The 24196-nt window shown below is 68.3% G+C and carries 19 protein-coding genes and 1 pseudogene; 9 read left to right on the top strand and 11 right to left on the bottom strand.

All coding sequences use genetic code 11. The annotated features are described in order from the left end of the window. Window positions 1-12 precede the first annotated feature (12 nt). The 3 genes and pseudogenes from ASC87_RS33180 to ASC87_RS11595 all read left to right on the top strand — a co-directional run. Window positions 13-1734 (top strand): annotated as a pseudogene (locus tag ASC87_RS33180) (IlvD/Edd family dehydratase); the annotation flags it as partial. Window positions 1735-1938: 204 nt separating this feature from the next. Then, window positions 1939-2781 (top strand): SMP-30/gluconolactonase/LRE family protein, encoded by an 843-nt coding sequence (locus ASC87_RS33185; RefSeq protein WP_255358926.1) that lies wholly within the window; start codon window positions 1939-1941, stop codon window positions 2779-2781. Window positions 2782-2802: 21 nt separating this feature from the next. After that, window positions 2803-3732 (top strand): aldose 1-epimerase, encoded by a 930-nt coding sequence (locus ASC87_RS11595; RefSeq protein WP_056661304.1) that lies wholly within the window; start codon window positions 2803-2805, stop codon window positions 3730-3732. 45 nt (window positions 3733-3777) lie between these two features. On the opposite strand, the gene iolB is transcribed toward ASC87_RS11595, so the two are convergent. The 7 genes from iolB to ASC87_RS11630 all read right to left on the bottom strand — a co-directional run bounded on the left by iolB (window position 3778) and on the right by ASC87_RS11630 (window position 12399). Then, window positions 3778-4587: a 5-deoxy-glucuronate isomerase gene (iolB, locus tag ASC87_RS11600; RefSeq protein ID WP_056661307.1), complete on the bottom strand. Its 810-nt coding sequence runs from the start codon at window positions 4585-4587 to the stop codon at window positions 3778-3780. Beyond that, complete coding sequence (gene iolE / locus ASC87_RS11605) at window positions 4584-5507, bottom strand: myo-inosose-2 dehydratase (RefSeq protein ID WP_056661310.1); 924 nt, start codon at window positions 5505-5507, stop codon at window positions 4584-4586. Before iolE ends, iolB begins: the two co-directional genes overlap by 4 nt. Window positions 5508-5520: 13 nt before the next feature. Beyond that, window positions 5521-7413: a 3D-(3,5/4)-trihydroxycyclohexane-1,2-dione acylhydrolase (decyclizing) gene (iolD, locus tag ASC87_RS11610; protein WP_056661313.1), complete on the bottom strand. Its 1893-nt coding sequence runs from the start codon at window positions 7411-7413 to the stop codon at window positions 5521-5523. After that, window positions 7374-9323 (bottom strand): 5-dehydro-2-deoxygluconokinase, encoded by a 1950-nt coding sequence (gene iolC / locus ASC87_RS11615; RefSeq protein ID WP_056661316.1) that lies wholly within the window; start codon window positions 9321-9323, stop codon window positions 7374-7376. Before iolC ends, iolD begins: the two co-directional genes overlap by 40 nt. Continuing rightward, on the bottom strand, window positions 9323-10111 hold the full coding sequence (locus tag ASC87_RS11620; protein WP_056661319.1) for an ATP-binding cassette domain-containing protein: 789 nt from the start codon (window positions 10109-10111) through the stop codon (window positions 9323-9325). The genes iolC and ASC87_RS11620 overlap by 1 nt, the downstream gene beginning before the upstream one ends. A 14-nt stretch (window positions 10112-10125) precedes the next feature. Then, window positions 10126-11271, bottom strand: coding sequence for an ABC transporter permease (locus ASC87_RS11625; RefSeq protein ID WP_157603975.1), 1146 nt, complete (start codon window positions 11269-11271; stop codon window positions 10126-10128). A 99-nt stretch (window positions 11272-11370) separates the two neighbouring features. Then, window positions 11371-12399 (bottom strand): sugar ABC transporter substrate-binding protein, encoded by a 1029-nt coding sequence (locus ASC87_RS11630; RefSeq protein WP_056661326.1) that lies wholly within the window; start codon window positions 12397-12399, stop codon window positions 11371-11373. A 187-nt stretch (window positions 12400-12586) separates the two neighbouring features. On the opposite strand from ASC87_RS11630, the gene ASC87_RS11635 reads away from it, so the two are divergent. The 6 genes from ASC87_RS11635 (at window position 12587) to dusA (ending at window position 19056) form a co-directional block, all read left to right on the top strand. Continuing rightward, on the top strand, window positions 12587-13465 hold the full coding sequence (locus tag ASC87_RS11635; protein WP_056661330.1) for a MurR/RpiR family transcriptional regulator: 879 nt from the start codon (window positions 12587-12589) through the stop codon (window positions 13463-13465). 40 nt (window positions 13466-13505) lie between these two features. Next, window positions 13506-14501: an inositol 2-dehydrogenase gene (gene iolG, locus ASC87_RS11640; protein WP_056661333.1), complete on the top strand. Its 996-nt coding sequence runs from the start codon at window positions 13506-13508 to the stop codon at window positions 14499-14501. Further along, window positions 14498-15517: a Gfo/Idh/MocA family oxidoreductase gene (locus ASC87_RS11645; RefSeq protein WP_056661335.1), complete on the top strand. Its 1020-nt coding sequence runs from the start codon at window positions 14498-14500 to the stop codon at window positions 15515-15517. The genes iolG and ASC87_RS11645 overlap by 4 nt, the downstream gene beginning before the upstream one ends. 121 nt (window positions 15518-15638) lie before the next feature. Continuing rightward, on the top strand, window positions 15639-16043 hold the full coding sequence (locus ASC87_RS11650) for a Fur family transcriptional regulator (RefSeq protein ID WP_056661338.1): 405 nt from the start codon (window positions 15639-15641) through the stop codon (window positions 16041-16043). Between the two features lie 171 nt (window positions 16044-16214). Further along, a complete protein-coding gene (locus ASC87_RS11655) occupies window positions 16215-17822 on the top strand; it encodes a glycoside hydrolase family 28 protein (protein ID WP_235582148.1) in 1608 nt (535 codons plus the stop codon). A gap of 244 nt (window positions 17823-18066) precedes the next feature. After that, entirely contained in the window at window positions 18067-19056 is a 990-nt protein-coding gene (dusA, locus tag ASC87_RS11660) for a tRNA dihydrouridine(20/20a) synthase DusA (protein WP_056661342.1), read from the top strand. On the opposite strand, the gene ASC87_RS11665 is transcribed toward dusA, so the two are convergent. From ASC87_RS11665 to ASC87_RS11680, 4 genes are all read right to left on the bottom strand, one after another. Beyond that, window positions 18991-20490, bottom strand: a complete 1500-nt coding sequence (locus ASC87_RS11665; RefSeq protein WP_056661345.1) for an aldehyde dehydrogenase — start codon at window positions 20488-20490, stop codon at window positions 18991-18993. The two genes, dusA and ASC87_RS11665, sit on opposite strands and share 66 nt — an antisense overlap. A gap of 16 nt (window positions 20491-20506) precedes the next feature. Continuing rightward, complete coding sequence (locus tag ASC87_RS11670) at window positions 20507-21880, bottom strand: aspartate aminotransferase family protein (protein ID WP_056661348.1); 1374 nt, start codon at window positions 21878-21880, stop codon at window positions 20507-20509. 14 nt (window positions 21881-21894) lie between these two features. After that, window positions 21895-23265: a glutamine synthetase family protein gene (locus ASC87_RS11675; RefSeq protein ID WP_056661605.1), complete on the bottom strand. Its 1371-nt coding sequence runs from the start codon at window positions 23263-23265 to the stop codon at window positions 21895-21897. 68 nt (window positions 23266-23333) lie between these two features. Further along, on the bottom strand, window positions 23334-24134 hold the full coding sequence (locus tag ASC87_RS11680) for a gamma-glutamyl-gamma-aminobutyrate hydrolase family protein (protein WP_056661351.1): 801 nt from the start codon (window positions 24132-24134) through the stop codon (window positions 23334-23336). Window positions 24135-24196 lie beyond the last annotated feature (62 nt).

Here is a 24196-nt window from a genome sequence, read left to right on the forward strand (position 1 = left end):
CGCGATGGGTTCATGCACCGCAGCTGGATCAAGAACCAGGGGTACCCGCACGACGAGTTCGACGGCCGCCCGCGCGATGGGTTCATGCACCGCAGCTGGATCAAGAACCAGGGGTACCCGCACGACGAGTTCGACGGCCGCCCGGTGATCGGCATCTGCAACACGTGGAGCGAGCTGACTCCGTGCAACGGGCACTTCCGCGAGCTGGCGGAGTTCGTCAAGCGCGGTGTCTACGAGGCGGGTGGTTTCCCGCTCGAGTTCCCGGTGATGTCGCTCGGCGAGACGCAGCTGCGYCCCACGGCGATGCTGTTCCGCAACCTGGCGAGCATGGAYGTCGAGGAATCGATCCGTGGCAACCCGATCGACGGCGTGGTGCTGCTGATGGGCTGCGACAAGACCACCCCGTCGCTGATGATGGGTGCAGCGAGCTGCGACCTGCCCACCATCGGGCTGTCGGGCGGGCCGATGCTCAATGGCAAGTTCCGCGGCAAGGACATCGGTTCGGGCACCGGCGTCTGGCAGATGTCGGAGATGGTGCGGGCCGGCGAGATGACGATGGACGAGTTCACGGCGGCCGAGTCGTGCATGCAYCGCTCCAAGGGCAGYTGCATGACGATGGGCACGGCGTCCACGATGGCCAGCATGGTCGAGGCGCTGGGCATGTCGTTGCCCGAGAACGCGGCCATTCCCGCGGCTGACACGCGCCGCAACCGGCTGGCGCAGCTGACYGGCCGGCGCATCGTCGAGATGGTCAACGAAGACCTGAAGATGTCGCAGATCCTCACGCGCGAGGCGTTCGAGAACGCGATCCGCACGAACGCGGCCATCGGCGGGTCCACCAACGCGGTGATCCACCTGCTGGCCATTGCCGGGCGCATCGGCGTGAAGCTCACGCTGGAGGACTGGGACCGCCTGGGCGCCGAGGTGCCGTGCCTGCTGAACCTGCAGCCGTCGGGCAAGTACCTGATGGAAGAYTTCTACTACGCCGGGGGCCTGCCCGCGGTGATGCGCGACATCCAGCCGCTGCTGCACCTGGATGCCAGGACGGTCAACGGCCACACGATCGGCGAGAACATCAAGGACGCGCCGAACTACAACCGCGAGGTGATCCAGACGCCGGAAGAACCGTTCATGCCGTCGGCCGGCATCGCGGTGCTCAAGGGCAACCTGGCGCCGAACGGGGCGGTGATCAAGCCGTCGGCCGCGTCGGCGCACCTGCTGCAGCACCGCGGCCGCGCAGTGGTGTTCGAGAACACCGAGGACTTCCGCGCGCGCATCGACGACCCGGACCTGGACGTGGACGAACAYTGCGTGCTGGTGCTGAAGAAYTGCGGCCCGAAGGGCTACCCCGGCATGGCTGAGGTGGGAAACATGCCGCTGCCGCCGAAGGTGCTGCAAAAGGGCATCACCGACATGGTGCGCATCTCGGATGCACGCATGAGCGGCACGGCGTATGGCACGGTGGTGCTGCACACGTCGCCCGAGGCGGCCGCGGGCGGGCCGCTCGCGCTGGTGAAGGATGGCGACATGATCGARCTCGACGTGGCRGGCCGCCGCCTGCACGTCGARGTGAGCGAAGAGGAATTCGCCCGCCGCCGGGCCCTRTGGGTGGCACCCGAGGTGCCCAAGCGCGGCTGGTACAAGCTCTACGTCGAACACGTTCAACAGGCCCACCTGGGCGCCGACCTGGACTTCCTGGTGGGTGGCAGTGGGGCCGAAGTGCCCAGGGAATCGGGCCCTGTGGGTGGCACCCGAGGTGCCCAAGCGCGGCTGGTACAAGCTCTACGTCGAACACGTTCAACAGGCCCACCTGGGCGCCGACCTGGACTTCCTGGTGGGTGGCAGTGGGGCCGAAGTGCCCAGGGAATCCCATTGAAGTCCGAACTCTCCTCTCCGAAGCTCTTGAGCCCTGTCCGTTGCGTGTGGCCTGCCAAGGCCATGCTGGGCGAAGGCACGATGTGGTCGCCGCGTGAGCAGTCGCTGTACTGGGTCGACATCCTCGGCCGCACGCTGTACCGGTACCACCTCGACTCCGGCGCCCAGGCCCGGTGGCAGTTCGACGAGGAGATCTCGGCCGTGGCCGAACGCACCAGCGCGCCGGGCCTGATCGTCACGTTGCGCAGCGGTTTTGCCTACTTCGACCCCGCCACCGGCGCGGTGGAGCGCTTGCACAACCCCGAGCCCGAGCGCACCGGGAACCGTTTCAACGACGGCAAGTGCGATGCGCAGGGCCGCTTCTGGGGCGGCACCATGGACTTCGGCGCCACGCATCCCACCGGCGCCCTGTACCGCTACGAGGCCGGCGGCCGGTGCGAGCGCATGGACGACGGCTACGTGGTGACGAACGGCCCCACGTGGTCGGCCGACGGGCGCACGATGTACTTCAACGACACGGTGCACCAGCAGGTCAACGCGTTCGACCTGGACCCGGCCACCGGCACGCTGTCGAACAAGCGCCCGTGGCTGAAGCTCGCCCCGGGAGAAGGGTATCCCGACGGCATGACCACCGACGCCGCCGGCCGCCTGTGGATCTGCCACTGGGGCGGTGCGTGTGTCACGTGCCACGACCCGGTGACGGGCGAGGAACTGGCCCGCGTGGAGCTGCCCACGGCGCACATCACGAACGTGGCGTTTGGCGGGCCTGACTTCCGCACGCTGTTCATCACCAGTGCGCAGTACGAATTGTCCGCCGACCAACTGGCCGCGCAGCCGCTGGCCGGCTCGTTGTTCGCCGTCGAGGTGGACAGTCCGGGGCAGGCGCCCCACCGATTCGCCGGTTGACGTTCCTGGAGCCCACCTGCCATGCCTGCCACCTCCTCGCCTCGCCATGAAGTTGTCTGGCTGCACCACGCCGGCCAGCGCCTGGGCCTGCTGCCCACGCTCGGTGGCGGCGTGGCCGCGTGGCAACTCGACCGGCCCGAGGGGCCGCTCGACCTGTGGCGGCCGTGGGACGGCCAGACGGAAGACATGTACAAGCTCGCGTCGTTCGCGATGGTGCCCTGGTCCAACCGCATCAGCGGTGGCGGCTTCGAGCACAACGGCCGGTTCTACCCGATGGCGCCGAACCGCGTCGGCGAGCCGTACCCGATCCACGGCGACGGCTGGCTGCAGCAGTGGACGTACAACCAGCGCCGGCCGGACACGATCGAGATGTCACTCGAATCGCGTGGCCACGGCGGCAACCCGTACGAGTACCACGCGGTGCAGACGTTCACGCTCGTGGATGGCGGGCTCGACCAGACGGTCCAGGTGACCCACCTCGGGGCCAAGACGATGCCGTACGGGCTCGGCCTGCACCCGTGGTTCCCGCGCACGGCCGGTTGCCGGTTGACGGCGCCGGTGCAGGGCGTGTGGCTGAGCGGCGCCGATCCCCTGCCCACGCGCCACAGCTCCGAATTCCCTGACACGTGGGACTTGCGGCGCCAGGCCGACGTGAACGGCACGCTGGTCGACAACGGGTACACCGGCTGGCCGGGCGACGCGTTGATCGAATGGCCCGAACACGGCCTCGAGATGTCGGTGAACGTGTTGTCGCTGCAGCAGCTTTGCATCGACGGCTACTGCCTGCTGTACCGGCCGCCCCAGGGCGAAGCCTTCTGTTTCGAGCCCATCACGCACCCGATCGATGCGTTTCACCTGCCGGGTCGTCCCGGCCTGCAGACGCTGCGCCTGGGTGACAGCATGAGCCTCTCCGTGCAGTGGCGCGTGCGCCCGGCATCGGCCGTGCGCTGATCGCGCGAACCGGCCCTCGACAGGCCGGCCCTTGTCACTCGCGCCTCAGCCCTTGAGCATCCACTCGTGCGCGGGGTCGTTGCGGAAGACCCAGAACCGGTGGGGCCCGGCCATCACGTTGAGGTAGTACAGGTCGTAGCCGTGTGGCGCGACCACCGGGTGGTACCCGCGCGGCACCATGACCACGTCGTGGTCCTCCACGGCGCAGGCCTCGTCGAGGCTGCGGTCGTCGGTGTAGACGCGCTGGAAGGCAAAGCCCTGCGGCGGGTCGAGGCGGTGATAGTAGGTTTCCTCCAGCTGCGTCTCGGCAGGTGGCGATTCGACGTCGTGCTTGTGGGGCGGGTAGCTGGAAGAGTGCCCCGCTGGCGTCAGCACTTCCACCACCAGCAGGTGGGCCGCGGTGGGGTCGTCGTGCGGCAGGATGTCGCAGATGTGGCGGGTGTTGCTGCCTTTGCCGCGCACGCTGCGGCGCATCGTTGCCGGGTCGATCACGCGCACCTCGCGTGGCGCCTCGCCACCCGGGGCAGTGCACAGTGCCACCTCGGAGCGCCCGCGCGAGCGCACTTCCACCTGGCGTCCCGCTGGCACGTACACCGCGGCCGGCGACTTGGGTTCGAAGACGCTCGCGCGGTTGCCCAGCGATTCGTGCGTGACACCATCGACCGTCACGTCCACGGTGCCGGCCAGCACCACCAGGCACAGTTCGCGCGTGCCGGTGTCGAGCGACTCGCGCTCACCATCGGCCAGGCGCAGTGCGCGAAACCCCACGTGTGTCCAGCCGGCGCGCTCGGGCGTCACCTCGACGATGTCGCGGCCGTCGTGCCGTGCCTTGACCAGCAGCGGGCTGACCATCACGCGGGCTCCGCCACGGGTGCGTCGAGCCGGTCGACGATGCGGCGCAGCGTGTCGTAGCCCTTTTTCGCGTAGGCGTAGCTGGGCGCGACCGCCGGGTCCTGCTCGGCTTCAACGACCAGCCAGCCTTCGTAGCCGGCGGCGTGCAGCGTGGCCAGCACGGCGTCGAAGTCGATCACGCCGTCGCCCGGCACGGTGAAGGTGCCGTTGATCACGCCGGTCAGGAAGCTCCAGCCTTCGTTGCGCGCCATCGCGATCACCTGCGGCCGCACGTCCTTGCAGTGCACGTGCACGACGCGATCGACGTGCCGCAACAGGTGCGCCACCGGGTCGACGGCGCCGCCATAGAACGCGTGGCCGGTGTCGAACAGCAGCCCCACGTGGCGAGGGTCGGTCTCGGCCATCAGGCGGTCGATGTCGTCCGGGGTCTCGACCCAGGCGCCCATGTGGTGGTGGTAAGCCAGCGTGATGCCGTAGGCGGCTCCCAGGTGTTCGCCGAAGGCGTTCAGCCGTTGGGCATAGCCCTGCCACTGGGCGTCGGTGGTGAAGCGCGGGCGCCGGGCCAGCGGCGTGTCGATCCGGCCCTGGATCGAGCCGGCCACCTCGCCGTAGACGACCACCCGGCAGCCGTTGTGGCGCAGCTTCTCCATGTGGGGGGCGCAGCGGACGATCTCGTCGTCGACCGAGCCTTCGGCCAGGTGGCCCGAGTACCAGCCGCTGATGCAGGCCACGCCGTACCCGGCCAGCTTGGCGGCCAATGCTTCGGGGTCCGTGGGGAATTTGTTGCCGAGCTCGAATCCCTCGTACCCGATCTGCGAGCCCTCCGCGAGGGCGGTCTCCAGCGGCGTTTCGCCGCCGAGGGCGGGCAAGTCGTCGTTGCTCCAGGAAATCGGGTTGATGCCGATGCGTACGTTCCAGGTCATGGTGAGTTCTTTCTCAGAGACGTTGGGTTTGCTTGCCAGCCCGGTAGAGGGCATGGGCGTCGTTCACTTCAGGGCGCTGCGAGATTTCCGGCACCGCGACTTCCCACCAGCACCCGCCGTCGTCGGTGGTGCGGGTGTGGGTGGTGTCGATCACGATGACCTGCGTGCGCGTGGCCGCGCGCGCGCGCTGCATCGCGGCCTTCAGCGCGGGAATGCCGTCCACGTGCACGGACTCGGCGCCCAGGCTTGCGGCGTGCGCGGCGAAATCGATGCGCACGTCGTGGCCGCCCTCGGGCACGCAGTCTTGCAGCAGGTTGTTGAAGTGCGCGCCGCCGGTGGCGGTCTGCAGCCGCTGGATGCAGCCGTAGCCGCGGTTGTCAAGCACCACGACGATGAGCTTGTGGCCGAGCATCACCGAGGTGGCGATCTCCGAGTTCATCATCAGGTACGAGCCGTCGCCGACCATCACGATCACTTCGGCGCCGGGGCACGCCATCTTGACGCCCAGCCCCCCGGCGATCTCGTAGCCCATGCAGGAGTAGCCGTACTCGACGTGGTAGCCGCCAGGGCGCGCCGCACGCCAGAGCTTGTGCAGCTCGGCCGGCAGCGTACCGGCGGCACACACGGCGATGTCGCGTTGCGGTGAATCGGGTGCCGAGTCGCGCACCGCGCCGATCACCTCGGCGTCATAGGGCGCCGCGCCGGTTGGCGCGGCGAGGGTCAGCTCGGTCACACGGGCGTTCCACGTTGCCGCGGCGGCCCGCGCGCGATCGGTCCAGGCCGGATCGGCCGCCCAGCCGCGGGTCTCGGCGGCCAGGCGGGTGAGGCCGACACGCGCATCACAGACGAGCGACTGGCCATGCCACTTGGCGGCGTCGAAGGCCTGCACGTTCAGGCTCAGCAGTTTCGCGCCGGTGAACAGGGTGTGCGAGCCGGTCGTGAAGTCCTGCAACCGCGAGCCCACCGCCAGCACCAGGTCGGCCTCGCGGGCCAGTTCGTTGGCCGCGGGCGAACCCGTGACGCCCACCGCGCCGAGGTTCATCGGGTGGTCCCAGGCCAGGCTGCTCTTGCCCGCTTGCGTTTCGGCGACGGGGATGCCGCATTGCAGCGCGAGCGCGGCCAGCGCCTCGCTGGCACCGCTGTAGAGCACCCCGCCGCCGGCGACGATCACGGGGCGGCGCGCGGCGCGCAAGGCGGCGATGGCGTGCGCCAGCTCGCCGGCATCGGGTTCCGGCCGGCGCAGGCGGATCGGCGCGGGGTGCAGGAAATCCAGCGGGCAGTCGAAGGCCTGCGTCTGCACGTCCTGGGGCAGGGCCAGGCACACGGGGCCGCAGAGGGCCGGGTCGGTCATCACCTGGATCGCCCGAGGCAGCGCGGTGAGCACCTGCTCGGGGCGCATGAGGCGGTCGAAGTAGCGCGTGACGGGACGCAGTGCGTCGTTCGCCGACAGGTCGCCGTGATGGAAGTCTTCCAGCTGTTGCAGGACCGGGTCGGGGGCACGCGAGGCGAAGGTGTCGCCGGGCAGCAGCAGCACGGGCAGGCGGTTCACGTGGGCCAGCGCGGCGGCCGTCACCAGGTTGGTGGCGCCCGGGCCGATGGAACTGGTCACGGCCATGATGCGCCGGCGGAAATTTGCCTTGGCGTAGGCGATGGCGGCATGCGCCATGCCTTGCTCGTTGTGCGCGCGGTGGGTGGCCAGCGAACGGCGTTCCGCCCACAGCGCCTCGCCGAGTCCGGCCACGTTGCCGTGGCCGAAGATGGACCAGACGCCGCCGCAGTAGGGCAGCAGCGTGCCGTCGTCGAGTTCCACGCGCAGCGCGGCGAGGTGGCGCACGAGCGCCTGGGTCATCGTGATGCGTTCGGTTTTCAAGCGGCCTCCTGGTGGGGTTTGCGGCTGGCGCGCCATGCGTCCACCAGCGCGGCGAAGTTGCCGGCTGTTTCAGCGACGAAGGCGTTGTCGTCGATCTCGCCTTTCAGCCAGCGCAGGCTCGGTGCGGCCCACAGCGTACGGCCGACCATGAAGCCCTTGACGATCGGATGGGTGGCTTGGGCGAAGCCGGCGGCCAGCGTTGCCAGCGGCTGGTTCAGCCCGAGGATCACGACACCGCGGCATGTGGGGTCGCGCTCGGCGATCAGCTGTGCAAGCGTTTCCCAGGCGGCGCTGGCCATCGGTGCGAGCTTCCACCACTCGGGCTTGAAGCCGAGGTTGTAGAGGCGCTTGACGGCGCGCAGCACCGCGGTGTCGGCCGTCCCGGCGGCGGTGACGTTGTGCGGCGGAATCAACTCGAGCAGCAACTCGTGGCCGCTCTGGCGGGTGGCTTCCCACAGCTCGAGCAGGCGGGCCTCCTGGTCGAGGCGCAGGTCCACCGGGTCGTCGGGGTGGTAGTGCACCAGGCACTTGACGACCTGCTCGCGGGGCCAGTGCGCCAGCGCCGAGCCGATCGTGTGCGTGCCGTCGAAACGCAGGGGCCGCGAACCGGGCAGCTCGATCGGGCGACCCACCCACCAGCCGCGGCCCGTGGCCTGGTGCAACGCCGGCTCCCCGTAGACGCTGTCGATCAGCACGCCCAGCCGGCCGGCCAGCGAGCGGCTTTGCTCGACCTGCTCCGCGGCGCGGACCAGCAGCGCTTTCAGCACCGGCAGCCGCGTGACACTCGCGCCGGCCTCGCGGGCCATGTCGAAGAACTGGCTGCGGTGGTCGAACGCCATCACGTTGACTTCCGTCCACGCTTGGCGCGCCGCGGTGGTGCGGTGCAGGTGGGCGAGCTGGGCGTCGGCATCGACCTTCGGGTGACGCGAGCCGCTGAACCAGTGCGCCAGCTCCGCTGGCGTGGGCATCGCCGGCGCGCAGGCATGGCGCGAGACGACGATCGCGCCGCAGGCGTTCGCCAGGCGTGCCGCCTCGAGGAAGTCCTGGCCGTTGAGCAGGCCGGTCAGCAGCCCGGCGGCAAAGGCGTCGCCGGCGCCGAGCACGTTCAGGACCTCGACCTGTTCCCCCTGCACCGTGATGGCGGCGTCGATGTGTGCCGGCACGGTTCCCGGCACGAAGCTGCAGCCGAGCGGGCCGCGCTTGACGACGAGGGCCGCCGCCGTGACCGCGCGCACCCGGTGCAGCGAGGCGAGCAGGTCGCCCGGCACGCCCCCGGCGATCACGAACTCCTCCTCGGTGCCGATCACGAGGTCGAACTGCGGCAGCATTTCCTGCAGGCTGGCGGTGACCCCCTCGTCGGCGACAAAGCGGCGCTCGCCCTCGCCGGGCTGGGTGAGGCCCCACAGCACGGGGCGATAGTCGATGTCGAGCACCCGCACCGTGCCGTGCCTGGCGGCAAAACCCAGTGCCGTGGCCGACGCCGCGCGCACCCCGGGCCGGGACAGGTGCGTGCCGGTGATCAGCAAGGCGCGGCACCCCGCGATGAAGTCTTCGCGGATCGCCTCGGCGTCGATGGCCATGTCGGCGCAGTTCTCGCGGTAGAAGAGCAGGGGAAACGTGTCCCGGTCTTTCAGCCCGAGCAGCACCAGCGCGGTCAGGCGCTCGGGATCCACTTGCACCATCGAGGTGTCGCAGCCCTCGCGCTGCAGCGTGCGCACGAGGAACCGGCCCATCTGCTCATTGCCCACGCGGGAGATCATGGCGCTGCGCAGGCCCAGCCTGGCCGCACCGAACGCGATGTTGGCGGAGCTGCCGCCGAGGTACTTCGCGAAACTCGAGGCGTCCTCGAGCGGGCAGCCGACTTGCTCGGCATAGAGGTCCACCGCCAGGCGGCCGAGGCAGGCCAGGTCGTGGTCGCGGCCTGTGGGGAAGTTCAGTCCGTCCATCAGATGGTCACTCCTTCCAGGTCGCTCATCATTTCCTTCATCTCGGCGCCTCCGGCCATCATGTCGAGCACCGCCTCCTTGCTGATGTCGGCCTTGGCGAAGGTGCCCATCGACTTGCCGCGGTTCAGCAGCGTGAAGCTGTCGCCCACCGGGTAGGCGTGGTTCACGTTGTGGGTGATGAAGATGATCGAGATGCCGCGGTCGCGGGCCCGGTGGATGAGCTTGAGCACGTTGACACTCTGCTTGACCCCGAGCGCGGCAGTGGGCTCGTCCAGGATGAGCACGCTCGCGCCGAAGTGGATCGCGCGGGCGATGGCCAGGCACTGCTTTTCGCCGCCGGACATGTTGCCGACCATCTGGTCCGCGTCCCGCACGCGGATGCCCATCTCGGCCAGCTTGGCCATCGCGGTGGTGGCCGCCAGCTCGTGGTCCATCACCGGCAGGAACCCGAGCAGCTTGCGGCGCGGCTCGCGGCCCATGAAGAAGTTGCGGGACACGCTCATCAGCGGCACCAGGGCGAGGTCCTGGTAGACCGTGGCGATGCCGGCATCCAGCGCCTCGCGCGGCGAGCGCAGGTGAACCGGCTGGCCATTGACGAGGTACTGTCCCTTGTCGGGTGCGTAGACGCCCGCCAGGGTCTTGATCAGCGTGCTCTTGCCGGCGCCGTTGTCGCCCAGCAGGCAGTGCACCTCGCCGCGCCGCAGGCGCAGGGTGACGCCGTTGAGCGCGATCACCGGGCCGAAGAACTTGCTGACGTTCTCGAGCTGCAGGATGTAGTCGGTGGTCATGGTCGTATCCCGCGTCACACCCGGCCCAGCGTCACACGCTTGCGGATGTAGTTGTTGAACAGCACCGCCGCCAGCAGCATGCCGCCAAGGAAGACCCGGTACCAGTTGTTGTCGATGCTCGTGTAGCCGATGCCGATCTGGACGACGCCGAAGATCAGCGCACCCAGCGCGGCCCCGATCACCGAGCCGAAACCGCCGGTCAGCAGGCAGCCGCCGATGACCGCGGCGATGATGGCCTCGAACTCCTTTTGCAGGCCGCGGTCGGCGGCGGCGGAGCCCGCATCGGCCACTTGCAGCACGGCGAACAGCGTGGCGCAGAAGGCCATCAGGACGAACAGGCCGATCTTCACGCGGGCCACCGGGATGCCGACGTTCTTGGCCGCGTGCGGGTCGCCGCCGACGGCCAGCACCCAGTTGCCCAGGCGGGTGCGGGACAGCATGAAGGCACCCACGCCGGTCAGCAGCACCCACCAGACCATCACCTTGGGCACGCCGATCGCCAGCGCGGTGCCGTTGTCGCGGGCTGCCATCCAGCCGGCGCTGGCCAGCGCGTCGAACAGTCCGGTCAGCACGTGGCCCTGGAACAGCATCTGCACCACCGGGTCGGCGACGATCAAGTCGCGCAGCACGGCGTCTGCGTTGCTCGACAGGATGGTCTTGCCGGTCATCAGCACCGAGATCGCCAGGCTCAGGCCGCGCAGGATGAAGTAGAAGGCAAGGGTGACAATGAAGCTCGGCAGCCCGGTCTTGATGACCAGCCAGCCGTTGACCGCCCCGAGCAGCATGGCGGTGGCGAAGGCGAACAGCACGGCGAGCCACACCGGCCAGCCCCAGTACAGGCAGGGGATCGCCATCATCATCCCCGCGAAACCGATCATCGAGCCGATGGAGAGGTCGAACTCGCCTGCAATCATCAGCAAGGCCGCGCCAACGGCGATGATGCCGAGGAACGCCGCGACGGTGCCCCAGTTGATCACCCCCTCGGCGCTGAACATGCCCGAGCCGCCCGCACTGAGGCCGAACAGCACGAACACCAGCACGGTGCCCGACAGCGCACCGAACTCGGGCCGGGCCAGCAGCTTGCGCACGCGGCCGGTCTGGCGCAGGCGCTCATCCGCCGCCGCGGGCGGGCTGGAGATCGGAGTGGTGGGAGTGGGCATCGTTGTACGCATCGCAGTCTCTGGAAACGAAGTGGCGCACCCGGCCCGCGGTGGCGGGCAGGGAAGGGCGGGGCCGGTCCGGGCGCAGCCCGGTCCTGCTCAGCGGTACTGGCCCGCGTACTTCTCGACCTTGGGCAGCGTCTCGCGGGTGACGAAGCCCGGGCCCGAGCCGATGTGGCGGGGTCCATAGGCCGGCGCGAGCCCGTACTCCTCGAAGCGCTTGACGGTCGCGGGGTTGGCCTTGACGGCCTCGGCCACTTTGGCCAGGTCGGTGGTTTTCATGGCCTTCATCGTGGCCATCACCGCCACCGGGATGTAGCCCTGCAGGTACGGCTGCTGGTCGATGGCGAACTGCACCGAGCCGTCCTTGATGCCGCGGCTGATCTCGTCGGAGAGGTCGAATGTCGCGAACCAGATCTTGCCCTTCTGGCCGCCTTTCTCGAGCGCCTTGAGCGTCGGGTGGGCCGACGAGGGGCCCAACGCGAGCACGGCCTGCGTGGAGGGGTGCTGGCGCAGGTAGGCACTGACCTTCGATTCGACGCCGGTCGGGTCGTCGCCGGCGTCGAGCGTGCTCGTCTTCGCATCGGCACCGATCGCATCGGCGAAGCCCCGGCAGCGTTCGAACGAGGCCGGGTTCGTGGCGTAGTGGTTCACGCACAGGAAGCTCTTGATGCCCGCGGCCTTGGCGCGCTCGCCGGCGCCCTTGCCGGCGGCGTACTCGGGCTGGCCGACGTGCATCAGCGCGCCGAGCTTCTCGCTCTGCTCGGGCGTGCCTGAATTGATGGTGATCAGCGGGATCTTCTTGTCGGTGATCTTCTTCATCGCGCCTTGCAGCACGTTGTAGTCGGCAATCGTCGTGATGACGCCGTCGTAGCCCTGCGCTGCGGCCTGCTCGATCAGGCGGGCCATGTCGGCCAGGTCGCCGTTGGGCGGGTTGCGGTAGTCGACGGTCACGCCGTAGTCCTCGCCGGCTTGCTTGACCGAGTTCTTGATGGTGTTCCACCAGGAATCCGAATCCGGCGCGTGGCTGATCAGCACGTACCGGCCCGCGGCATGGGCCGAGCCGGCGGCCAGGCAGACAGCCAAGGCCAGGGTGGTGAGGGCGGCGCGTTTGCTTGGGAATGACATTTCTGGCCTCCGGAGGTGTGCAGGGCGGCGGTTGCCGACGGTCCGCGGGCGGGATGCCCGGCAGGACAGGAGGAAGTCTAGGTCGATCGAAAACAAAATTCTTTCAGTGTATTCACTTAGAAAAGAGTTTCTATTTTCCGGCCGCTCCCTCTATGATTCCCAGCACCTGAAGCCACTGTTCCGAGCCATGACGCCATCCCGCCCCGCCTCTGCCGTCGATGCGCTGCTCACGCGCATCACCGAGGAGTACGCCGGGCTCAGCAGGCAACTCAAGCTGATTGCCCGGCACGTCGAACAGCACCGGGATCACCTGGGCCTGGAGAAGATCCAGGACGTGGCGGCGCGCTGCGGCGTGCAGCCCTCGGCCGTGGTGCGCTTTGCCAAGCACTTCGGCTTCACCGGCTACAGCGAGCTGCAGAAAATCTTTCGCGACGGCATCTCGCAGCAGATCGCACCCAGCCGCAACTACCAGGCGCGGATCCGCGACGTGATCGACCAGGCGCAGGGCCGCCTGTCCAGTGCAGACATCGCCAGCGAGTTCATTGACGGCGCGATCGCCGGCATGCACGAGTTGCAGCGCGACCTGCATGGCTCCACGCTGGGCGACGCGGTCGAACTGCTCGCGCACGCGCCTGCACTGTGGGTGGTGGGTGCGCGGCGCTCGTTCCCGGTGGCCTCGTACCTCGCCTACGCGCTGCAGCACACCGACAAGCCGGTCCATCTGGTCACGGGCGTCGGCGCGATGCACGAGGGCCAACTGCGCGGGCTGCGCGCGCAGGACGTGGTCATCGCCATCAGCTTCGCACCGTACGCCAGCGAGACCCTGCTGGCCGCGCAGCTCGCCGCCTCGCGCGGTGCACGGCTCATCGCCATCACCGACAGCCGCATGAGCCCGCTGGCTGCCGAGGCCCAGGCCGTGTTGCTCGTCCACGAGAGCAGCACGTTCGGCTTTCGGGCGCTGACCAACGTGATGGCGCTGGCGCAAAGCCTGTTCATCGCGCTGGCCTACCGGCTCGAACTCGATTACCGCACCACCACCACCGCGCCGTCCGCCCTCGCCGGGTGACGGCCGCGTCCATCCACCGTCCTACCGACAGGGAGTTCCCATGAAAAACGTCGCCGTCTTCGGCGCTGGCCGCATCGGCCGCATCCACGCCGCCAACCTGGCCGCGTTGCCCGGGGTCACGCTCAAGTACGTCTGTGATCCCGTCGGCGAAAACGCCGCGCAGCTGGCCGCGCAACTCGGTGCGCGGGTCGCGACGCCGGAAGCGGTGTTCGCCGACCCCGACATCGACGTGATCGCGGTGGCCTCGCCCACCGACACCCACAGCGACCTGATCGGCCGCGCCGCTGCCGCGAGGAAGCACATCTTCTGCGAGAAGCCCATCGACCTGTCGGTGTCGCGCGCCGAGGCCTGCGCCCAGGCCGTCAAGGACGCCGGCATCGCCTGCATGATCGGCTTCCAGCGCCGCTTCGACCCGACGTTCAACGAGGCCAGGGAACGCCTGGTGCGCGGCGAGATCGGCGTGCCGGAGATGCTGGTCGTCACCAGCCGCGACCCGGGGGCGCCGCCGGCGCAGTACCTCAAGGGGTCGGGCGGCATCTTCCGCGACATGTTGATCCACGACTTCGACGTGTTCCGCTGGATCCTCTGCGGCGACGGTGACGAGGCCGACACGCTTTATGCCACCGGCTCGGTGCTGATCGACCCCGAGATCGCCAAGGTGCCCGACATCGACTGCAGCGTGGTCACGATCCGCACGCGGCGCGGCCGGCTCGCCCAGATCAACACCAGCCGCCGTGCCGCCTACGGCTACGACCAGCGCTTCGAGGTGCTCGGTTCGGCGGGCATGCTCCAGTGTGGCAACCACCGGCCGAGCGAGGTGGTGCAGTCGGACGCGCAAGGCGTGCGGGCCGACAAGCCCGAGCACTTCTTCCTGCAGCGCTACCGAGAGGCCTACCGCCTCGAGGTCACGCACTTCTTCGACTGCCTGCAGTCGGGCCAACCCTTTCGCACCACCATCGAAGACGGCGTGGCGGCGCAGAAGCTTGCCGACGCGGCGGCCCGGTCGCTGGAATCCGGCCAGGTGGTGACGCTGTGACCGCGCCGCTGCGCGTGGGCATCGCCGGCCTCGGCCGGCTCGGCAAGCGCCATGCCGAACAGCTGGCGCGGCGCACGCAGGGGGCGCAACTCGTCGCGGCCTGCAGCCCGGTTACAGCCGAACTCGCCTGGGCGCGCGAGCACCTGGGCGTGGCCACGCTGCACGAGGACTTCGACACCTTCGTGCGCGACCCCGGGCTCGACGCGGTGGTGCTCGTCACCCCGACCACGCTGCATGCCGGGCAGGCCATCGCCGCGCTCGAGGCCGGCAAGCATGTGTTCATCGAGAAGCCGCTGTCGCTGGACGTGGCGACTTGCGAGCGCGTCGAGGCGGTGGCACGACAGCACCCCGATCTCGTCGCGATGGTGGGCTTCGTGCGCCGCTTCGACACGAGCTACGCACAGGCCCGCGCAGACATCGAAGCCGGCGCCATCGGGCGGCCCTTCCTCGTGCGGTCCCAGACGTGCGACATGAACGATGCCGACGGATTTTTTGTCAACTTCGCACCCACCTCCGGCGGCATCTTCATGGACTGCAGCGTGCACGACATCGACCTGGCGCGCTGGATGCTCGGCAACCCGAAGGCCACGCGGGCTTTCGCCAGCGGCACGATCGCGCTGCACCCTCGCCTGGCCGACCACGGGGACGTGGACAACGGGCTGGCGATCGTCGAATTCGAAGGCGGGGCACGGGCGGTCTTCTACGCCAGCCGCACGATGGCGCATGGCCACGAAACCAGCACCGAGGTCATCGGCACCGCCGGGGCCCTCACCATCGGCGTGGGCGCCCACCGCGACCGGCTGCAGACGCGCGACGCGCGCGGCGTGCACCACCGCGTGCTGAGCGATTTCTTCGAGCGCTTCGGCGACGCCTTCCGGCAGGAGATCGAGCACTTCGCCGCCGCATGCCGCGGTGCTGCGCCGGTGCTGACGCTGTCCGATGCGACCGAGGCCACCCGCATCGGCCAGGCCATCACGCGGTCACTGAAGAGCGGTTTGCCCGAGGTCATTAAATGAAAACCATTCGCATTTGGTGATATGCTGGGGTGATCGATGCGGGCGTGATGGCAGGAGAGGGGTCCGAGACGTGGCCCGGCACGCCGAGGCGCATCGTTCATCCCCAGCAGAGTCCCGGCACATGGAACATTCCTTCGACCTGAAACACAACGGCCTGAAGGCCACGGCGCCCCGCGTCAAGATCCTCGAACTCTTCCGCGCCAGCGACCGGCGCCACCTGTCGGCCGAAGACGTGTACCGCCTGGTGCTGGCCGATGATGCCGACCTGGGCCTGGCCACCGTGTACCGCGTGCTGCACCAGTTCGAGGAAGCCGGCCTGCTGAAAAAGAGCCAGCTCGGCAACAGCAAGGCCGTCTACGAACTCAATGATGGCGAACGCCACCACGGGCACCTCGTGTGCACCCGCACCGGCGACGTGAAGGAGTTCTTCGACCCCGTGATCGAGGAGCGGCTGAAGGCCATCGCCACCGACCTCGGGTTCGACCTGTCCGACTACGTCATCACCGCGTACGGGCTGTCGCGCTGACGGCGAGGCGCCGTTGTGTCACGCGATGGTCATGAATTGGTCATGACTTCACAATAGTTCGACCATTAGACTTTAGGCGCGACGGCGCGCAAGCACTGCTCGAAAAATAGGCAATCCCTGCCGGGCACTGAAGTAGTCCGGCAGCCTCCTGGCCCTGGAAGGACTTTGAAGATGTTCCGCAGTACCCCCAATCGACGCCTGACCAAGATCGTCACGCTGGCAACGATGGTCGTGGGCTTGACCACGTCGATGTCGCACGCGTTCGCGGCCACCCGCTACAGCCCGACCCTTCCATTGGAGCCGAAGCTGCCGACGAACAACGTGTGCCAGACGGTGCCCGCCACGCTCACCCAGAGCGGTGGCAAGCTGCCGGACTCGGTGGACTCGGACATCTCGAAGTCGCAGCCGGACACCGCCCGCATCCAGGCCGCGATCAACGCGTGCGGCGCCGGCAAGGCGGTGCGCCTCGTGACCAGCGGCAGTGCCAACGCGTTCCTGTCCGGGCCGCTGGTGCTGAACAGTGATGTCACGCTGTGGGTGGACAGCGGGGTCACCTTGTTCGCTTCGCGCAGCCCGGTCGACTTCGACAACGGCGGCGGCAACTGCGGCAATGCGGCGGGCGACGGCAAGTCCTGCTACGCGCTGATCCGGTTGAAGAACGCGGCCAACAGCGGCGTCGTCGGCGACGGCATCATCGACGGCCGCGGTGGCAGCGTGCTGACCTCGGGTGCCCGGGCCGGGAAGATGACCTGGTGGGACGTCGCGAACCTCTTTGAGGCCACCGGCGCGAAGCAGAACAACCCGCGGCTGATCAACCTCATCGGCGGCACCAACTTCACGCTGTATCGCGTCACGTTGCAGAACTCGCCGAACGCGCACGTGGTCGTCAGCGGGCTGAACGGGTTCGTGGCGTGGGGGACGAAGGTGCTGACACCATCGCTGGCCTACACGGTGGCCAACTATGCATGCGCGGCCGGCACCATGCCCGACCCGGCGGTGGCGGCCACCAAGCCCAGCACCTGCTTCACGCCGGCCACGGCCGCCAACACCGACGGCATCAACCCGGTCGAGAGCAGCAACGTGACGATCGCGTACTCGTACATCAGCACCGGCGACGACCACGTCGCCATCAAGGCCGCCGATGCCGCGGCGTCGAACATCTACCTCGCCCACAACCACCTCTACTACGGCCACGGCGTGTCGATCGGCAGTGAAACCACCAAGGGCGTGAACAGCGTGCTGGTCGACGACCTCAGCGTCGACGGTTTCGACGACGCGCAGGTCAACGGGCTTCGCATCAAGACCTACGACACCGTGGGCGGCGACGTGAACAACGTGACCTACTCGAACATCTGCATGCGCAACATCAAGCAGCCGCTGATCTTCGATCCGTACTACAGCTCGGGCAAGCACACCAACTCGCCCAACGTGCACGACATCGCCATCAGCGGCATGCATGTGCTGGCCAGCGCGAAGTACGGCGCCGGCAAGGTGATCTTCCGCGGCTACAACTACGGCAGCACGGCCAACCTGCTGACGATGGCACTGGACAACGTGGTCTTCGACTCGACGAGCTTCCTCACCTCCACGGGCAAGAAGGGTGGCCCGACGCAGCCGGACTACGCGACGCTCACGCTCGGCCCGGGCCCGGTCACCATTCCCTTTGCCGCATCGTCGGCCAACAAGTTCAGCATCGTCGATTCCCGCAAAGGTTCGGTGTCGGCCATCAACTGCGACAGCGCCTTCGTGAAGTTCCCGTCGGCCAATTCCCCGATCTGAGCGTCGGGCGGAACGCGGGTCGAAGGGACGGCGATCGGGAGATCGCCGTCCCTTTTCGCTTGATGGCCGAAGGGCTCGATGCGCCACCATCGGGTGCTTACGCACCACTTGCCGCCTGGCAACTGCGAAAATGAAGCCATCGTGTGCACCTGGTGCTCAAGAATGGCGGCATCTTGTCCTGCCGGGAAGCTGGAAATTCGTTGTGAATCAATTACTTAGCCCGTGGCGCCTGTCCGTCGCCCCGATGATGGACTGGACCGACCGCCACTGCCGGTACTTCCATCGCCTGCTCACGCGCCACACGCTGCTGTACACCGAGATGGTGACCACCGGTGCGCTGCTGCATGGCAACGTGCCGCGCCACCTCGATTTCAACGGCGAGGAACACCCGGTGGCGTTGCAGCTGGGCGGCAGCGAGCCGGAGGACCTGGCCAAGTGCGCGAAGCTCGCGGTGCAATGGGGCTACGACGAGGTCAACCTGAACTGCGGCTGCCCGAGCGAACGGGTGCAGCGCGGGGCCTTTGGCGCCTGCCTGATGAACGAGCCGCAACTCGTGGCCGACAGTGTCAAGGCGATGCGCGACGTGGTGGACATCCCGGTGACGGTGAAACACCGCATCGGCATCGACAAGACCGAACACTACGGCTTCGTGCGCGACTTCATCGGCACGGTGGCCGAGGCCGGCTGCCAGGTGTTCCTCGTGCATGCCCGCAACGCGTGGCTGAAGGGCCTGAGCCCGAAGGAGAACCGCGAGGTGCCGCCGCTGCGCTACGAGTTCGTGCACCAGCTCAAGCAGGAGTTCCCGCACCTCACCATCGTGCTCAACGGCGGGGTGGCCACCACCGCGGAGATCGACACGCAGCTGGCCCACGTCGACGGCGTGATGCTCGGGCGCGAGGCGTATCACAACCCCTGGCTGATGGCCGACTGGGACCACCGCTACTTCGGTGAACCCGATGCCGGCCACACGCGCGAAGCCATCGAGGCACAGATGGTCGACTACATGGTGCGCGTGGCCGCCACCGGCGAACCGTGGCAGCGGGTGTCGCGCCACATGCTGGGGCTGTGGAACGGGCTGCCCGGCGCGCGCAAGCGGCGCCAGGTGTGGTCCGATTCGAAGTGCCGCGGCGCCGACCCGCGCGAGGTGGCGCGCATCGCGCGCGGCGCGTCAGGCCCCGTTGATGCGGATCCAGGTGGTCTTCAGCTCGGTGTACTTGTCGAACGCGTGGAGTGATTTGTCGCGGCCGTTGCCGCTCTGCTTGAACCCGCCGAACGGCACGGTGATGTCGTCCTCGTCGTACTGGTTGACGTGCACGGTGCCGGCGCGCAAGGCCCGGGCCACGCGGTGGGCGCGGTCGATGTGGCTTGTCCACACGCTGGCCTGCAGGCCGTAGGTGCTGTCGTTGGCCAGGCGCACGGCCTCGTCCTCGGTCTTGAAGCGGATCACGCTCAGCACCGGCCCGAAAATTTCCTCGCGGGCGATGCGCATGTCGTTCGTGACATGGTCGAACACGGTGGGTTCGACGAAGTAGCCGCCGCTGTCGGCGCGCGCCTGCAGGCCCCCGGCGACGAGCCTCGCCCCTTCGGCGTGGCCGGATTCGATGTACCCGAGTACGGTGCGCAACTGCCCGTCGTCGACGAGGGCGCCCATCTCGGTGTCCGCACCCAGCGGGTCGTCGGGCTGGTACTTCGGGGCTTCGCGCACCACCTCGGCGGTGAAGGCATCGGCCACGTTCTCGTGCACGAACACGCGCGACGGCGCGTTGCACGACTCGCCCTGGTTGAAGAACATGGACCCGGCCACGGTGCGCGCGGCCCGCGGCAGGTCGTCGAAATCGGGGAACACGACAAACGCCGACTTGCCGCCCAGCTCGTTGAACACCCGCTTGAGGTTGCTGCGCCCGGCGTACTCGAGCATCTTGCGGCCCACGCGGGTGGAGCCGGTGAACCCGATGGCGTCCACGTCCATGTGCAGCGCGAGCGCCTCGCCGGCCTCGTGGCCGAAGCCGGGCACCACGTTGAAGACCCCTTCGGGCAGGCCGGCCTCGATGGCCAGTTCGGCGAGCCGCATTGCCGTGAGCGGGGACTTCTCACTGGGCTTGAGCACCACGCTGTTGCCCGCGGCCAGCGCCGGGCCCAGCTTCCACGCCGACATGATCATCGGGTAGTTCCACGGCACCACCGCACCGACGACCCCCATGGGCTCGCGCGTGATCAGCGCCAGCGCGGTGTGGGGGGTGGGGGCGATCTCGCCGTAGACCTTGTCCACCGCCTCGGCGTACCAGGCGATGCAGCGTGCGGCCGACGGCGCGTCCACGCTCTGGCTGTAGCGCACGGGTTTGCCCATGTCCATGGTTTCGATGAGGGCGAGTTCGTCGCGTGCGGCGAGGATCTTCTCGGCGAACCGCAACAGCACCCGCTTGCGTGCGGCGGGCGCCTGGCGGGCCCAGTGGCCCGATTCGAAGGCGGCACGGGCGGAGGCCACCGCGGCATCAACGTCGGCCTGGCGGCCCCGCGCCACGGGGGTCAGCACGCGGCCGTTGAGTGGCGAGACACAGTCGAAGGTCTCGCCGTCCAGCGCCGCCACGCGCTGGCCGCCGATGAAGGCGCGGCCGTCGTAACCCTGCTGCGCCGCGCGGGCATGCCAGTCGATCCGGGGTGCATTCATGGCGGTCTCCTGTGGGTCAGACCCAGCCGCGCCGGGTCAGGGCATCGAGGGTCAGGTCGAGGCAGCGGCGGATGAGTGCCGCCATCTCGTCGAGTTGGCCGATGGTCATCACGAGGGGCGGGGCCACGATCATCCGGTCGCCCACGGCGCGCATGATGAGTCCGTTGGCAAAGCAGTGGCCGCGGCACACCATGCCCACTTCGAGCGTGGGATCGAACACCGCGTTCGTGGCCTTGTCGCGCACCAGTTGCAGCGCGCCCATCATTCCGCACGTTTGTGCCTCGCCCACGAGCGGGTGGTCCGCCAGCTCGGAGAAGTGCCACGCGAGGTGCGGGCCCAGTTCGTCGTGCACGCGATCCACGAGCCCTTCTCGTTGCAACACCCGGATGCTCGCAATGCCCACGGCACATGCCACCGGATGGCCCGAGTACGTGTAGCCGTGTGCGAACTCGCCACCCTTGTCGATCATCGTGCGGGCCACGCGGTCACCCACCATCACGCCGCCGAGCGGGATGTAGCCCGACGTCACGCCTTTCGCGAACGTCATCAGGTCGGGCCGGAAGCCGAAGGTTTCGCAGCCGAACCAGCGGCCCGTGCGGCCGAATCCGCAAATGACCTCGTCGGAGACGAGCAGGATGCCGTACTGGTCGCAGATGCGCTGGATCTCGGGCCAGTAGGTGTCGGGCGGCACGATGACGCCACCGGCACCTTGCACCGGTTCGCCGATGAAGGCGGCCACCCGGTCTGCGCCCACGGCGAGGATCTTCTCCTCGAGCCAGCGTGCGGCGATCACGCCGAACTCGTCACGTGTGTGGCCCTGGCCCTGCTCGAACCAGAAGGGTTGCTGGATGTGCACGATGCCGGGGATGGGCAGGCCGCCCTGGCTGTGCATGCCGCTCATGCCACCCAGCGAGGCACCGGCCATCGTGGAGCCGTGGTACGCGTTGTGGCGGCTGATGATCACGTCGCGCTTCGGTTTGCCCATCAGGTCCCAGTAGCGGCGCACGAGCCGCACCACGGTGTCGTTGCCCTCCGAGCCGGACCCGCTGAAGAACACGTGCTTGAACTGCGGTGGGGTCACCTCGGCCAGCAGCTCCGCGAGTTCAATGGCCGGCGGGGTGGTGGTCTGGAAGAACGAGTTGTAGAACGGCAGTGTCTTCAGCTGGTGCGTGGCCGCGTCGATCAGCTCCTGGCGGCCATAGCCCAGGTTGACACACCACAGGCCCGACATCGCGTCGAGGATCTGGTGGCCTTCGCTGTCCCACAGGTAGATGTTCTCGCCGCGCGTGATCACGCGCGAGCCCTTGGCAGCGAGCGATTTGAAGTCGGTGAAGGGGTGCAGGTGGTGCGCGCTGTCGGCGGCCTGCCACTGCTGGGTGGTGCGGGTCATGGGGGCTCCCTGGTTCAGACGTGCAGCAGCAGGTGTTCGCGCTCCCAGGGGGAGATCACCTGCATGAACTCGTTGTGCTCGATCTCCTTGACCTCCGAGTACACGGTGATGAAGTCCTTGCCAAGCACCTCGTGCAGGTCGGTTTCATCGGCCAGCCAGCCGAGCGCCTCGCTGAGCGACCGCGGCAGCTGGTACTCGGACAGGTAGGCGTCGCCCTTGCACTCGGCCGACGGCTCGATCCTGTTCTTGATGCCCAGGTAGCCGCAGGCGAGGGTGGCCGCCAGTGCCACGTAGGGGTTCGCATCCGCGCCGATCACCCGGTTCTCGATGCGCCGCGCCGCGGGTGTGGCCACCGGCGAACGGATGCCCACCGTGCGGTTGTCGGTGCCCCACTGGATATTGATGGGCGCCGCGGTGGACCGGGCGAGCCGGCGGTACGAGTTGACGTAGGGGGCGAGCAGCGCCATGGCGGCCGGCGTGTACTTCTGCAACCCGCCGATGTACCAGAAGAACTCCTTCGACGGGGAGCCGTCCTCGTTGCTGAAGAGGTTGCGGCCGCTCACCGTGTCGATGATGCTCTGGTGCACGTGCATGGCACTGCCGGGTTCGTGGGCCATGGGCTTGGCCATGAACGTGGCGTACATCTCGTGGCGCAGCGCGGCCTCGCGGATGGTGCGCTTGAAGAAGAACACCTCGTCGGCCAGGCCCAGCGGGTGGTCGTGGAAGAAGTTGATCTCCATCTGCCCGGCACCCACCTCGTGGATCAGCGTGTCCACGTTGAGCTCCATCTTCTGGCAGTAGTCGTAGATGTCCTCGAACAACGGGTCGAACTCGTTGACCGCGTCGATGGAGTAGGCCTGGCGCGACGTCTCGGCACGGCCGCTGCGGCCGCGGGGCGGGCGCAGCGGCTGGTTGGGGTCGGTGCTGCGCTCGATCAGGTAGAACTCGAGCTCCGGTGCCACCACCGGGTCCCACCCCTCGGCGGTGTAGAGGTCGCACACGTGGCGCAGCACCGAGCGCGGGGCATACGGGATCATGGTGCCGTGGCGGTCGAAGCAGTCGTGGATCACCTGGGCGGTGGGGTCCGCGGCCCACGGCACGATGCGCACGGTGCTGGGGTCGGGCCGCAGGTGCATGTCGCGGTCGGTGGCGTGGATCACGTCGTAGTACGGGCCCTCGGACGGGAACTCGCCCGTCACCCCGATGGCCACGATGGCCTCGGGGAGCCGCATGCCGCGGTCTTCGGTGAACTTCTCGCGCGGCAGGATCTTGCCGCGCGCCACCCCGGTCAGGTCGGGGACCAGGCATTCGATCTCGGTGACGTGGCGGTCGTTGAGCCACTGTTCGAGGTCGCTGAAGGAAAAATTGCTGTCGTGGGCCACCAGGGTTCCCCTGTTGTCGGACGTGGGCCGGGAGGACGCCCCGGCATGCGGCGAGCAGAACCAGGTGGAACCTAACGATCGGGGGCAGGTTGGCGGCGCCGGTCGTGGTAGGCCTGGCATGCAGCGCCGAAGGCCTTGAAGAGCTTGATGGAAATGGGGTTGTTCGCGGCCTGCCACTCCGGGTGCCACTGCACGCACAGGTTGAAGGTGTTGCCGGGCAGCGAAAACGCCTCGATGAGGCCATCGGGGGCACGGGCCTCCACGCGGAGCCCCGGCGCGAGGCGGTTGACGCCCTGGCCGTGCACCGAATTGACGCGGAACACCCGTTCTTCGAGGATGGCCTCGAGCGTGCCCCCGGGAATCACCTCGACCTCGTGCGCGAAGTCGTACTGGATCTCGCCGGGGCCGTCGGTGGCGCCGCGGTGGTCGTTCTGGCCGGGCACTTCCTGCACGGCCTGGTGCAGGCTGCCGCCCAGGGCCACGTTGGCTTCCTGGAACCCGCGGCAAATGGCGAACAGCGGGATGCCGCGGGACAGCGCGCGGGGGATCAGCGGGAGGGTCCAGCCGTCGCGCACCGGGTCGAGCGGGAGGCTTTCGTCGTGCACCGCTTCGCCGAAGTGACTGGGGTGCACGTTGGACGGGGAGCCCGTGAGCAGGATGCCGTCGGCCATGTCGAGCAGGGCGTCGATTTCATCGACCGGCACTGTGGGCACCACGAGGGCGATGCCGCCGGCGAGGCGCGCGGCATCGACGTATTTCTGGCCCGCCACAAAAAACGGGTGGTAGCCCAACATGCGGCTGCATGCGGGGATCAGCACAAGGGGTTTGCGTTTTGTGGTGAGCGTGGAAAGGGTCGGGAGAGGGGCTTTCATTGGGCTTGCTGCACCACGGTTATTGGCCGCGGGACGTTGGGCTTGCTGGTCACCATGCTGAG

It is taken from the genome of Rhizobacter sp. Root1221, assembly GCF_001425785.1.
Taxonomy (GTDB): Bacteria; Pseudomonadota; Gammaproteobacteria; order Burkholderiales; family Burkholderiaceae_C; genus Rhizobacter.

Coding starts and splice junctions, on each gene's coding strand:
- ASC87_RS33185 (WP_255358926.1), top strand. CDS start 1,939: ATGCTGGGCGAAGGCACGATGTGGTCGCCGCGTGAGCAGTCGCTGTAC.
- ASC87_RS11595 (WP_056661304.1), top strand. CDS start 2,803: ATGCCTGCCACCTCCTCGCCTCGCCATGAAGTTGTCTGGCTGCACCAC.
- iolE (WP_056661310.1), bottom strand. CDS start 5,507: ATGACCTGGAACGTACGCATCGGCATCAACCCGATTTCCTGGAGCAAC.
- iolD (WP_056661313.1), bottom strand. CDS start 7,413: ATGGCGCGCCAGCCGCAAACCCCACCAGGAGGCCGCTTGAAAACCGAA.
- iolC (WP_056661316.1), bottom strand. CDS start 9,323: ATGGACGGACTGAACTTCCCCACAGGCCGCGACCACGACCTGGCCTGC.
- ASC87_RS11620 (WP_056661319.1), bottom strand. CDS start 10,111: ATGACCACCGACTACATCCTGCAGCTCGAGAACGTCAGCAAGTTCTTC.
- ASC87_RS11625 (WP_157603975.1), bottom strand. CDS start 11,271: ATGCCCACTCCCACCACTCCGATCTCCAGCCCGCCCGCGGCGGCGGAT.
- ASC87_RS11630 (WP_056661326.1), bottom strand. CDS start 12,399: ATGTCATTCCCAAGCAAACGCGCCGCCCTCACCACCCTGGCCTTGGCT.
- ASC87_RS11635 (WP_056661330.1), top strand. CDS start 12,587: ATGACGCCATCCCGCCCCGCCTCTGCCGTCGATGCGCTGCTCACGCGC.
- iolG (WP_056661333.1), top strand. CDS start 13,506: ATGAAAAACGTCGCCGTCTTCGGCGCTGGCCGCATCGGCCGCATCCAC.
- ASC87_RS11650 (WP_056661338.1), top strand. CDS start 15,639: ATGGAACATTCCTTCGACCTGAAACACAACGGCCTGAAGGCCACGGCG.
- ASC87_RS11655 (WP_235582148.1), top strand. CDS start 16,215: ATGTTCCGCAGTACCCCCAATCGACGCCTGACCAAGATCGTCACGCTG.
- dusA (WP_056661342.1), top strand. CDS start 18,067: ATGATGGACTGGACCGACCGCCACTGCCGGTACTTCCATCGCCTGCTC.
- ASC87_RS11665 (WP_056661345.1), bottom strand. CDS start 20,490: ATGAATGCACCCCGGATCGACTGGCATGCCCGCGCGGCGCAGCAGGGT.
- ASC87_RS11670 (WP_056661348.1), bottom strand. CDS start 21,880: ATGACCCGCACCACCCAGCAGTGGCAGGCCGCCGACAGCGCGCACCAC.
- ASC87_RS11680 (WP_056661351.1), bottom strand. CDS start 24,134: ATGAAAGCCCCTCTCCCGACCCTTTCCACGCTCACCACAAAACGCAAA.